This window comes from Porphyrobacter sp. MBR-49, assembly GCF_053628655.1.
Genome location: NZ_JBRJGU010000014.1, coordinates 1 through 11,413, shown reverse-complemented (window position 1 = coordinate 11,413; position 11,413 = coordinate 1). Strand labels below are relative to the sequence as shown.

10 protein-coding genes are annotated in these 11,413 nt (G+C 57.1%); 4 read left to right on the top strand and 6 right to left on the bottom strand.

What is annotated here, in order from left to right; genetic code table 11:
* The 3 genes from tnpC to tnpA form a co-directional block, all read right to left on the bottom strand.
* Window positions 1-865, bottom strand: an 865-nt coding sequence (gene tnpC, locus ACSSV3_RS14505) for an IS66 family transposase (RefSeq protein WP_454184824.1), incomplete at its 3' end; no start/stop codon positions are given.
* A gap of 62 nt (window positions 866-927) precedes the next feature.
* Complete coding sequence (tnpB, locus tag ACSSV3_RS14500; protein WP_354327111.1) at window positions 928-1,275, bottom strand: IS66 family insertion sequence element accessory protein TnpB; 348 nt, start codon at window positions 1,273-1,275, stop codon at window positions 928-930.
* Window positions 1,272-1,718 (bottom strand): IS66-like element accessory protein TnpA, encoded by a 447-nt coding sequence (tnpA, locus tag ACSSV3_RS14495; RefSeq protein WP_354327110.1) that lies wholly within the window; start codon window positions 1,716-1,718, stop codon window positions 1,272-1,274. Before tnpA ends, tnpB begins: the two co-directional genes overlap by 4 nt.
* Before the next feature lie 143 nt (window positions 1,719-1,861).
* Here tnpA and ACSSV3_RS14490 point away from each other — a divergent pair, with 143 nt between their 5' ends.
* The gene (locus ACSSV3_RS14490; RefSeq protein ID WP_354327114.1) at window positions 1,862-2,125 is read left to right on the top strand and encodes a DUF6161 domain-containing protein; all 264 of its coding nucleotides are present in this window, start codon (window positions 1,862-1,864) and stop codon (window positions 2,123-2,125) included.
* 595 nt (window positions 2,126-2,720) lie between these two features.
* On the opposite strand, the gene ACSSV3_RS14485 is transcribed toward ACSSV3_RS14490, so the two are convergent.
* Complete coding sequence (locus tag ACSSV3_RS14485; RefSeq protein WP_354327106.1) at window positions 2,721-3,401, bottom strand: hypothetical protein; 681 nt, start codon at window positions 3,399-3,401, stop codon at window positions 2,721-2,723.
* Between the two features lie 476 nt (window positions 3,402-3,877).
* Window positions 3,878-4,405: a hypothetical protein gene (locus ACSSV3_RS14480; RefSeq protein WP_354327104.1), complete on the bottom strand. Its 528-nt coding sequence runs from the start codon at window positions 4,403-4,405 to the stop codon at window positions 3,878-3,880.
* A 920-nt stretch (window positions 4,406-5,325) separates the two neighbouring features.
* On the opposite strand from ACSSV3_RS14480, the gene ACSSV3_RS14475 reads away from it, so the two are divergent.
* Window positions 5,326-6,327, top strand: a complete 1,002-nt coding sequence (locus ACSSV3_RS14475) for a hypothetical protein (RefSeq protein ID WP_354327103.1) — start codon at window positions 5,326-5,328, stop codon at window positions 6,325-6,327.
* A 15-nt stretch (window positions 6,328-6,342) separates the two neighbouring features.
* Here ACSSV3_RS14475 and ACSSV3_RS14470 read toward each other — a convergent pair whose 3' ends face one another.
* Entirely contained in the window at window positions 6,343-7,464 is a 1,122-nt protein-coding gene (locus ACSSV3_RS14470; protein WP_354327102.1) for a hypothetical protein, read from the bottom strand.
* Window positions 7,465-7,790: 326 nt separating this feature from the next.
* Here ACSSV3_RS14470 and ACSSV3_RS14465 point away from each other — a divergent pair, with 326 nt between their 5' ends.
* A complete protein-coding gene (locus ACSSV3_RS14465) occupies window positions 7,791-8,627 on the top strand; it encodes a hypothetical protein (protein WP_354327100.1) in 837 nt (278 codons plus the stop codon).
* A 305-nt stretch (window positions 8,628-8,932) separates the two neighbouring features.
* Window positions 8,933-11,245 carry a transposase family protein gene (locus ACSSV3_RS14460; RefSeq protein ID WP_354327099.1) on the top strand — a complete coding sequence of 771 codons (2,313 nt, stop codon included), beginning with the start codon at window positions 8,933-8,935 and terminating at the stop codon, window positions 11,243-11,245.
* The last annotated feature ends 168 nt before the right edge of the window (window positions 11,246-11,413 follow it).

Below are 11,413 nucleotides of genomic sequence, written 5' to 3'. Positions count from 1 at the left end.
GATGAATGCCGGCACGGGTGGAGGTGAAGCGATACCACGCAAGCGGAGGAGACACGCCAGAGCAACTGCGATCGTCGACGACATAGGCCCATAGCCTGCCGGTTGTGGTCTTGCCGCTGCCGGGCGCGAGCACCTTGACCGGCGTATCGTCGGCGTGGATCTTAGCGGCCTTGAGGCCTTCCTCGCGGATGCGGGCGACGATCGGCTCGAGCAGATGTGCGGCCTGTCCCGCCCAGCCCGCCAGCGTCGAACGATCGATCTCGATGCTTTGCGCCGCCATGATCTCAGCCTGGCGGTAGAGCGGCAGATGATGATCGAACTTGGCGACGACGATATGGGCGAGCGTGCTGAATGTTGCTTTGCCGCGCGCGATCGGCTTGGGCGGCGCGGGCGCCTGGACGATCCGCTCGCAGGCGCGGCAGCTATACTTGGGCCGGACATTGCGCACGACGCGCCAGCTGACGGGCACGATGTCGAGCATCTCATCGGCATCGGCGCCGAGCTGACGCAGCTCACCGCCGCAGCATGGGCAGGCGCAGGTGCCAGAAGCAGGTTCGTGGATAATCTCGTGGCGCGGTAGATGCGTTGGCAGTGAGCGGACCGGTGCCGGTCGTTCAGACGCCGCAACGATATCGGGCATGCGCGCATCGGCATTGACGGCTTCAGCCTCATACTCTTCCAGCGCCAGTTCGAGCTGCTCGATCTCGCGCGCCAGCTTCTCCGACGAAGTCCCGAATGTCATCCGTCGCAACTGAGCAAGCTGGGCGCGCAGCATTGCAATAACGCGATCACGAGCGTCGATCTGGGCCTTCAGCCCGGCGATCTGCGCGTCCGTATCGGATGGGAAGATAGCGTCCTGCTGCACGTCTGATCCTTACCGGATCAGGCGGATCAAGGCGATCAAAAACGGCTGATTACCGCCGATTATCAACCGACCAGGGCCGGTCTCCAGGTCCGTTGAGGATGCCGCCAGTCGACGCCTTCCAGGAGCATCGAAAGCTGCGCGGCAGTTAAGTGCGCGACGCCTGTCTGGCTCATCGGCCAGACGAACCGGCCCCGCTCGATCCGCTTGGAGAACAGGCAAAAGCCCTGACCATCATACCAGAGTAGCTTGACGAGATCGCCACGTCGGCCGCGGAAGGCGAAGACAGCCCCGGAATGGGGGTTCTGCTTCATGACCTCCTGCGCCATCAACGCGAGGCCACACATGCCTTTGCGCATGTCGGTGGCTCCGCACGCAAGCCAGACCCGCGTCGCCGGCGGCAGCGCGATCATCGTTCAAGCACCGCCAGCACGCGCGCCAACGCTTCGGCATCCACCGTCGCATCGACGTTCAGCCTGACACCGGTCGGCAGATCAATCACGATACAGCCTGCGGCCTGTGATGTCCGTATCGGTGGTGACGGCGATGGCGGCGATGGCGGTGATGGCGAGACCAACGGCGACGAGACCGGATCGGATATGACGACCTGTGCGAACGAGGGAGGAACGGGCTCTGCCAGACGGGTCGGTGCCTTTGAAGGCCGATCGATCAACAAGCCCGCCATCGCGTTGCGGCGCCAGGTATAGAGCAATCCGCTGGTGACCTCATGCCGATCCATCGCCGCACGCACTGATCCGCCAGGGCCAAACGCATCCCGCAGCACCGCCAGCTTCTGCTCGACGGTCCAGAACCGCCGACCCGACACCCGGGCGATCACCTCCATCCGACCAGTCATATGACTGCTCTTATGACTACTCTCATCCGAACCGACTGCTTCATCCACCGCGCTGCTCCGCCAAAAGCAGGCAGACATCGCAGAAGCCGCCTCAACCGCAAGGCGGCCTACACGCCACGCTTACGACGTTGCTTTATCTGACGGTGTTCTTCTGGATCATGCGCATCGTCGTTCGGACGTATATGACAGAGCACCACCTCGCTATTGATGCGACATCGCGGGCGTCGATGGCCGAGACTTACCTCGCCTTGAAAAAGGAATCCGCAGCCACGGATCAGGACAGGGCCATCGTGTTGGCATCACTTTTCCGGCCTGTTGTCGACGGCATCGTGAAAGACGATGGTCTGCCGGCCATCACACCTGCGGCAATTATATCAGGATTGGCAGTGGGAAAGCCAGGTCAGTGATAGGTCTGACGTCAATTGACGAGGAAATATAAACAGGCGGCGTAGGAGGCCAACACACATGCGCTCAGCGCTGCTGCCTCAAGGCGTAGCCAGGGGTCAGGCTTTCCAGTCGGTTCACTGCCCCAGTCATTCATCAGCACTGGTGCCTTCCCCAATATCTATCCCAGCGTGCAGCCCATCCACCACGAACCATCGCGCAGCTAATGTCACCGGATCTCGGCGATACGCACCAGGCTCCGGTTCGATCACCGCCCGCGCGCCCTGTCGATGTGCAACGCATTGTCGGACCGGAAACCAGAATATGTCCGTGCGGCCCTACGCCGGTTCGCCTACCCAGGAGTGCAACAAGCGCATCTCGGGAGGCGATCGGGTCGCTGTCAGGGCATGGGTGTCCAGCCGAACAGCTGCCATCCATTTCACGGGCAGCAATCCCTGATATTCGAAGCCTTGGCCCCTCTGCGCACCACACTGGACCATCACCGTCCCAGACGTGAGTCGGCGTGCAATTGAAGGTCTGGCCAGCAGGAACGACGGCGACTTGCAACGCGATGTAGAGGAGTGGCCCTGTCATAGAAAAACCATAGCATAACAATGGCTAGAGATTACAGTCCCCACGTGAAATGTCCATTGATTCCCCCTTCAGATCGATCGAAATAGAGCCGCCATGAACTAGCACAGCTTGCATGCCGGGGTTTTCACAAACTAGCCTGATTACGGACGCCCGGTTCGACGCTGGATCGAGGTTTGTCGACAATCTCAGTGTCCCGCCGTCAGCCCGGAACGAATTTACCACAAGGCCATCCCCGATCACGAACCCGGGAGGATAAGCGCTTGCCGCTCTCGCAATCATCGGAGCCAGCTCGCTGTAAGGAAGGTTCGTCGGCCGAGAAGATTGCGGCGCTGTAGGCGCAGGCTGGCAGCGATCTGCGATTGCTTGGCCAACCTCCAGCCTGCCCTTTTCAAATGCATAGTTCGCTGCCCCGATGCAATCGCCAGCAGCCAGCATCTCGCCCACACGCTTATTGAACTTGCGCTCATTGATGCCATCAATGAAAGACATGACGCTTCCGCCGGCAGCGGCACCTTGATCGGTCCGACCCGTGGAGTTGCAGCTGGTGATCGTCCCATGCTGCATACATTCGGTGCGAACGTTCCCTTGCGGCTGGGCCGTATCACAAGTGATCAACCCGCCCCCGAGGTTCATGCACGTGGTAGATTGGGCGAATGCCTGGCTTGAAATGCCCAAAGTCACTGCAAAAAGATAAAGCTTCTTCATGCCAGCATAATGCCCATCGGCGGGTTCAAAAATCGTAAACCGATTGATTGGCTGAAGGAAATTGACCTAGCTCGGAGGCTACGGTCGACTGCGGTCTGGAAAGTGATTGGATTGCAGTCTCTTTTGCTGTCGCATTGTCCCGACGCTGGGGGAAAGTAGCTGCCTTCCGCTTCGTGAGCACGCATCGCGAACGCAGAAAACAATTACCTTAGCTGCAAATGAGGCGCCGTCTCTCCGGCTGTCACGTCATCCCGACGTCGGGGGATTGGTCACCACGAGGAAACATGGCCCAAACTGCCAGCGTTTTTCACGACCACTGGCTGCGTGTTGCCCCCCGACCACCACAGCTGGGGAGCTGCCCACATCACGCATTCTCACAACATGATGCGAGTAACTTGTAGCCAGTCCTGGAGGCGAAGCCTTCGCAGCATTCAACGTGAAGGAATGCGCTTCGCCTCCGGATAGGTTAGCGCCGATTACGCTCTGGCGATGAACACATTCCCGGCAGTGGTCGTGTAGCAACCCATCTTGGGTGCACCAGCAGCAGCTGCAAGAGCTTGGGCTGCTGCGACGGTGGCTGCGCCAGTAGCGGGCGTCACACGAAGGTTCGAATTGATCCGATCGCAGACTGGGCTGGAAATTTGCGTCTCTGGCGTGCCACCACCGGTCACGACATAGAGATCGCGCGTTGTGACGTTCGGGGCAGTCCCGACGGTTTCAGTCGCCAGAACGCCTGCGACACCGGTCGGCAGAGCAGGTAGTTCATCAAGATAAGCTCCGTTGGGGCCCGCAACGGTCAGCGCATTGATGTTCGCCGGACGTGTGGCGCGTTCAGCCTTGAACATCTGCACTGCCGAGATGACGTTAGTGCCCGCATTCTGATACTGGTTGGCCTGTGCGCCAACTGTGCCCGAATTGAAGGCGTCGCCACCATAGAAGATCACCATCAGAGCCGCAGCAGCGGCGAGCAAGATGCCGATGATTGTAAGAATAATTGTAGTCATAGAAAAATTCGCCTTTCGTTCTGTCCAAACTTCACATTCGACCGATAGCTCAGAGGATCATGAATTCGCTGGCAGTATTGGTTACAATTTATCTCCGACGAACAAGTCACCGTTGATGGATTGGCTTTTAGGATGAAAAAATTTTGTGGAGAAGATGAAAAAGTGTAAAAATGTCGAGCCTATCGCTTTTTTCGATAGTAGAAATTCGTCTTTATCGTCTAAATTCGGCGGAAAACCTAGTTAGTTGCAAAAATGAAAATGTTAAAAAAGTTGCGTAATGGAATCATTCCAGGCGAGCTGAATGATCGCGATGACGTTTATGTGGTTCTAAAAAGAACGTGGCGAACTAGGCTCGAACAGGGAAGTAGGATCGAAGGTTTGTAAACTTATGCGGGTCGCATCACTTGGTAAAGAAGGCGAATAGTTTGACTGAACCGGAATTTCCGGCATTGCGACTAGTCGGGCATTCTTGAGCTGCGCTTGGCCAGCAACTGAAAACTCGCCCGCCAGCCCCTTCCATGGTGTCAAAGACATCGTCGACAAACGATTGAGTCACGCTTTTGAAACAGCTCGCTCATCGAATTCACAAAGATCGTTTTGGAACGGCGCCAGCGTAGAAGCTGGTCAAGCCCTGTGGGATGCAGGGTAGGGTCTAACCCGTTCTCGAAAGGGTGGCCTAACACCGCACGGAGACGGTCAGCGAGCTGCGCAACCTAGCAGTTGTCGCAGCTGGGCATGATCCTCGTGTTGCCCGTCACCGGATTCCACGTTGCGTGAGGCCATTCAATTTCACTGGCGTCAGCCATCAAGCCTCCGAGGACCGAAAAGGCAACCGCCACAACTGGTGCTCGGCTGCAGTGCAGCCCTCAGCATATCACCCTTATCCGACGACTGAAGTAGACCCAATGAGAGAACAAAACATGAACAGTAATGGTGCGAGTGAGATCAACCTGTCAGCTATACGCCCCGATCGGCAAGAAGAGGTTCGTCGACGACTGGAAATGCTTTTGGCATTCGAGAAGGCGCCAGGCCGAGCTAATGCGGAGGGGTATGCGCAGGGGCTCGGGATTAGCGTGGCACAGTTCTATAATCTCCATAAGGCTTGGAGAGTGCTGCGCGATCCGCAGGCTCTCGTCGGACGCACCCGAGCAAGGAAGAAGTCGATCAAATTGACGCCCTTGCTAGAGAAGTTGGTTCAGGACGTTCTGGCACGGTCTCCCGGTGCACTCCCGAATGAGATCACGCAGAAGGTTATCGCTCGGGCGAAGGAAGCGTCGATCGCCTTGCCGCATCGTGAAAAGCTGATGCGATACATTGCTGCGCAGCGGCAACCCGGATTGCCTGCTGACATGATTGCACTCGCCGACATCGTTATCGATTATGCTGTGCTAGACTTACCAGTGATCTTCGATGGCGCAGGCATTCACAGACCTCTGGCAGCCTTCGCCATCGAAACGATTTCGCCGAGCGTGTTGATGATCGATCTGTTCGATGGAATGCCAACGCTTGGAAAAAGTGCACGCGTCCTCGCGAGCGCTATCAAGAACCTGCATGGCAGTGCACATACGATCGCCATCCCGGCCGGAGACGACAAATCCTGGCAGGTTCTCAGCAAGGCGCTCGAGCAAACGGGCTTGGAAGCGGTCGCCTATAGTCCCAGTGCATACCAATATGGTCGATATGCAGAGGCTCTGCTTGGCCAGCGAAACAACGGTATCAGATTACGACCGAGATTGGTTGCAACGAGCAACAAAGGCCGCGCGCTACGGCTGCCAGAAGGCGAGATTCCCCTTCATATTGATGATGCACGGGCACTTGTGCGCGCAAGGCTCCTGGGTTCCGATGAGAGCCAACCCGACAATCTTCGCAACCCGCGAGACATCTCTTCCTTGCTCGAGTTCATCGAAGGCACTGGGGCATGATCGCCACACCGTGGCTTAGATCAGGTAGGCGTCGACTGCCTCGAGTGTCGCAAGCATCCGCCCCTCGGACACGCCTGAGCCCCAAATACGGGCTTCTTTCAACGAAGCAATGATCGGTTCGTTGTGGCGAAGAACCTCCCGTTCCCAGTGTGAAATAGCAGCGCTCGGTGGAAGTTCTGTTATTTTTCGGCTCTTCGAGAACTGAGCGGCGTCCACACCAAGTGTCTTTCGCGGTGCGAAGCTCAAGCGACCCATCTTTGGCCCAACTTTTTGAAGGATCTCTCGTCCGAAGGCATAGGAGGCTGAGGGATGAAGCGAAAAGCTTTCCGTAGCCGCTTCGAGCGCTGCCCGGTCTTTTGCTTCATCAATTCCAGGCGGAACGACCATATCAAGATGGCACCGCGGCCATGCGTCTACCGGACGATCCAGTCTGTTGTCGTAGATAAACCGCCAAGCGTTGTCCGCTGCCTCCCGCTGTGTCTCGCTCGCTGTTTCCAGCCTGTTGAGTGAGCTTCCCAGAACGAGACCACTGGCGGCATCGAGGCAAACCGCAACGACAGCCAATTCTCGTTGCCCCAGCAACAGAATGGCGACCGCGCATAAATCGATGATGATATGCTGCCCGAAGTGCCTCTGGAGAAACTCTACATCGGTAGCCAATTTCTTTCGCTCGTCACGAACGAGCCGTTCCGCAGCTTGCAATCGCGTTTGCTCATTCGTTCCGCCAATATCATCGGTGTGAGGGTGTGCGGCTATCAGACGCTTCGCGATATCAATGTTTCGGCCCCCCGGCCCAGCCGACAGCAACATTTCGCGAGTTGCAGCCCGTATAGGCGAACCTTCCTCTACCGATAGCCTCCGGGCACTACGGTGCTCGTTAGGGATCACGCCTTCAAGCGAGCGTTCACGCCAAGCTCTTCTCAGGTTAAAGAAAGCAGCGCGGCGTAACCCCAAACTGTCTGCGAGTGGCTTCAACGGCTCACCGTTTTCCGCCCGCCAGACGGCCTCGAGCCTTGCCAGCGCCAGCTTGCGTTTCTCGGGCACCAGGCCGTCGAGGATCATCCGCTCCCGCTCAGGCATTTCCTCTGGCCAAATCTTGGCAATGATCTTGTCTGCGCCAGTTGCATCGTTCGTCATGGATCAAGCCTAAAATCAGGTCGCTCCCTTGTCTATAGAAAAATACTTGATTTCCTCGCTCATGCGACTAGATCATAAACGTCTAGTGAAAAACACGTGAATATCACGATGAGGAGCAAGTGTATGGATGAAAGGGATAAAGAGGCCGACCTTCATGAAAAAGCTGAGGGCGCACACAGGCAGATAGCGCCTAGCGCTCCTCCGATCGACGCGGCCGCAATCGTGGAATGGCGTCGCCATGGAGGCACTGGGCCTAGATCATTGGAACGGGCAAGCCGCTCCAGCAGATGGTTGGCTCGGCCCCGGACTTTGGGGACGAATGTCGTATGACCAAGGTCCTCATCGACAGTGATCATCACAGACGGATCCCTCTGTCTCAGAATGTCGTGCGCAACAGCGGATTCGACAGGTTACTGCTCAATAGATCGATCACGCCGGATCGAACGCGTCTGGTCACGGCTGATTACGACCATCTTCTCGCTGACGAAAGGCTTACCCTCATGGGTGAGATGATCGTCGAAAGGAACGGCGGCTCCTTGCGCACCTTCGTCGGTAATCGCGCCCACGAGAATGGCTATTGGCCGAGCTTCAAACGCAAACGCTTACAACATTGGGAAGGCGAGACGCAGCGCTACGCTCTCCTTGCGGCCGAATGCGATCACGCAGTCGAATGGGCGCAAAGCGAGCCATGCTTGCTCAAATTCCCGATCGGAAACGAAATGTTCGAATGGTATGCTGACCTGCAAGTAAGTCTATTCGATGCTCCGGACGAGCTATGGGAAATCAAAAGAAACGAGCGCGATCTTGCGGATGAGCGATACCGCCTGAAGCTTGCCGGCGTGCGCGAGATATGTCGACGCATCGGGATGCGATTTCGTCTTGTCATGGCTGAGGATATCGTCGTCAGTCGCCATCATCGGAACAATCTAGAGCTCTTCGCCTCTCGGCGCTTCCTTCACATTTCGCCCCATCACATGCGGTGCTTCGAAGCCTTCGCCCTCAACAATGGACCGGACACAACATATGGTGAGCTCGCCAATGTGCTCGAACCTCAATGTTCGGCCCGAGGCGCCGCAGTGATCCAAGCGCTCACAGTCCGGCGACGCGTCGAGATTGACCTGCGCTCATTCCTCACCAGCTGCACCCCGGTCAGGATCCACTGACATGCGGCTTCTCACAGCGCCGAGCTTTGAATGCGCCAGCCTGCACCGTGCGATGAAGACACCCTCGCGCCAATGTTCGGCCTGTGTTGTGAATGGCGCGAATTACAGCGCCAATCTTCGAACAGACATCCTCCGCTTGATTTGCCGGAAGCTCGAATAGGGCAAGGGCCGGCGCCGGAACGGCGATCCATCAACGAATAGGAAGACCGATGGGTCTTTCCAGCCGGGATCGCAGACCCGGTGATCCCGGGGCCGTGCCTGCGGTCAGCGATTGCTGACGTGCGTCCTCTCGCAGGAGAATACCTATGACTAAATTCCTTCCACCCTACAACCTTCCAGCGGGCACGATCATAGAGATCGACGGCCGTCCTTATCAGCGGCCGACACACCCTGTCCCAGGTCGGCTCCTGATGCAGGATTGCCATACGGGGCAGCCTTTCCTTGTTCCAGACGGAAAGGGAGGGACCGAATTTCCAACCGAAGACGACTTCGACAATCTGTTAATTGAAGGCAGGATCAAGATCGTCCTCCCGCAGAAGATCGTCGCCTCGCGGGCTCTTGCGGCAAAGGCCGAATGGGACCTCAGTGACCTCGAAGCCATTGACCCAGGCATTCGCAAAACGATGGCACAGGTCATTCTGCTTGACGAAAATGGGATCGCAAACGGCGTCAATGCGATCACTAAAGGGCTTGCCAAACTGTGGACCCCGGATCTGAAGGCTAAATTCGGTGATCACGATGAGCCAGCAACAATCAAGCGTTGGCGAGCGGAGCGGGGCGAACCGGGGAATAGGCCTTGGCACTTGATGGTCCGCCTGACCGGAAAAGTTCCACGCCAACCGCATGATGACGACGTGCCGCTCGAAATTCGCAAGAAGCACGCACTCGAATGGAGCGCCACCAGGTGCGCGATGACTACTGCCTATTCACAAGCGGCAACAGAGCTCAAACAAGTCAATGAGGGAAAGTCAGTCTACTATGCCAAACCTGACAAGCCTTATCCAATCTTCACCTACCACACCTTCCGACGCGAGTGCATTGCTCTTGAAGGGTCGGACACCAAGGATGAAAAGCACAGTAAACCGTTTGTCGACGGCACAATGCGGGGAGGCGGGCGCCCACTGACAGCGACCCGCAACCTCGAAAAGGTCATCATTGATCACACGCGGCTCGACGCGTTTCTGGTCGTCGACGTGGAACGTGACATTGTAGGGGGGCGACCTTGGCTGACTCTCGCAATTGATGTGCACAGCCGGGCCATTGTCAGTTGGGTGATCGCTTTCCGACCGCCGAGTTACTGGACCATATGCGAATGCATTTGGCGGATGAACCACCCTAAGAGGCCGCCTCCTGCCGATGCTGAACGCTACCCAATTCTGAAGCGGATTTGCGGGAAGCCTGGTGAAATCATCGTCGACAATGCCGCAGAATTCACCAGTCATGGATTGGAAGACGCGGCCAATAGTGGCTCATTTTCGGTCCGCTTCTGTCCGATCAAAAAGCCGACTTATCGAGGGATAGGCGAACGCGCTTTCGGAACGCTGCCAAGCAAGATGCTGGAACTCCTCCCAGGCCACGCCATGACGATCGACTACAGCCGGCGAACGGAATACGACGGTGAACAACTTGCAGTGGTAACTCCAAATGAGATGGAAGCGATCGCGAACAAGGCGATCGCCGAATACCACACTGAGCCTCACGATGGGCTGAATGGATTGCCACCTGCTCTCGTCCACAGCCGATCAGCGAACAGACATGGCATTGATGTCATGCATGATCTGCGGCGATTTCGGCTTCAGACCTACGACGTCAAGTTGAATGTGAAGGTTACAAAGAGCGGTGTGCGTATCTTCAACGGCTTGCGTTACTACTCGAAGGAAGGATGCGAGCGCCTGGTCAATAATAATCTGCGCTTCGAGCCAAGGCGGCAGGCGCGGATCGATGCGGTGGTTCACACCAAGATCAAATTCGACCCCGAAAACATCGCCGTCATCTACGCTTGGGACAAAACCGAGCGAGTCTACGTCGAGCTGCTGTGTGAGGACGAAACCTATGCGGACGGAATGCCGCTCTGGTTTCATCTCGAACTTCTGGAACTCGCCAAACGAGAAGCAACTGCACCCCCAGAAGCCGTAGCTCCAAAACGGAAAAAGAAGGCCAAAGGTGTAGCGGATGAAAATTACACGGGGCTTCAACGCTTCTCCGAGCTCGATGGGTCAGCACCCAAAGGGTTCAATACCGAAGCCGAACGTCTTGCCGCACGGACGCGCAGGATTGAAGCTATTCGTGCGATCGCTCCCGGTGCCAGAGCTAGAGAGCGTGAAACACTCGCCAAGCTCTATGACATCCCCAGACTCCGAGCGATAACGGGCAACCTCGTCACGCTCGACACGGACTTCTCGAAGTCAGCAACCGTCGATGACTTCATCGCCCACGATGCGTCTGAGTTGACCAACTTGGACGCGGAAATCCTCGCGACCCGCAGTGATGCTGGCAATATGCCGAAACTCCGGAAAGCGCGGCACGACCGGTTCGATGCTGGCCGCCGCAATCCAGACGTGACGCCTCCTGAAGAGGGCGCAGCCACCCCCAATCGCCGTCGCCGTGCACGCGGCTGAACCGAGGCCCCACCTGCCTCGGCAGGTGGGGCTCAACTCTGGAGACCCAACATGACCAAAATTTTTGTAAACGATTACGAAGAACAGCGTGATGACCCTGATCACGACAGACCGGCAATCCTTGAGGTCGCCTCGAGCTCTGAGGCTACTGAGAGATTCTCTGCAGAG

What these genes read in the sequence shown, in the direction of transcription:
- tnpB (WP_354327111.1), bottom strand. Translation starts at nt 1,275, where the DNA reads ATGATCGCGCTGCCGCCGGCGACGCGGGTCTGGCTTGCGTGCGGAGCC.
- tnpA (WP_354327110.1), bottom strand. Translation starts at nt 1,718, where the DNA reads ATGACTGGTCGGATGGAGGTGATCGCCCGGGTGTCGGGTCGGCGGTTC.
- ACSSV3_RS14485 (WP_354327106.1), bottom strand. Translation starts at nt 3,401, where the DNA reads ATGAAGAAGCTTTATCTTTTTGCAGTGACTTTGGGCATTTCAAGCCAG.
- ACSSV3_RS14480 (WP_354327104.1), bottom strand. Translation starts at nt 4,405, where the DNA reads ATGACTACAATTATTCTTACAATCATCGGCATCTTGCTCGCCGCTGCT.
- ACSSV3_RS14475 (WP_354327103.1), top strand. Translation starts at nt 5,326, where the DNA reads ATGAACAGTAATGGTGCGAGTGAGATCAACCTGTCAGCTATACGCCCC.
- ACSSV3_RS14470 (WP_354327102.1), bottom strand. Translation starts at nt 7,464, where the DNA reads ATGACGAACGATGCAACTGGCGCAGACAAGATCATTGCCAAGATTTGG.
- ACSSV3_RS14465 (WP_354327100.1), top strand. Translation starts at nt 7,791, where the DNA reads ATGACCAAGGTCCTCATCGACAGTGATCATCACAGACGGATCCCTCTG.
- ACSSV3_RS14460 (WP_354327099.1), top strand. Translation starts at nt 8,933, where the DNA reads ATGACTAAATTCCTTCCACCCTACAACCTTCCAGCGGGCACGATCATA.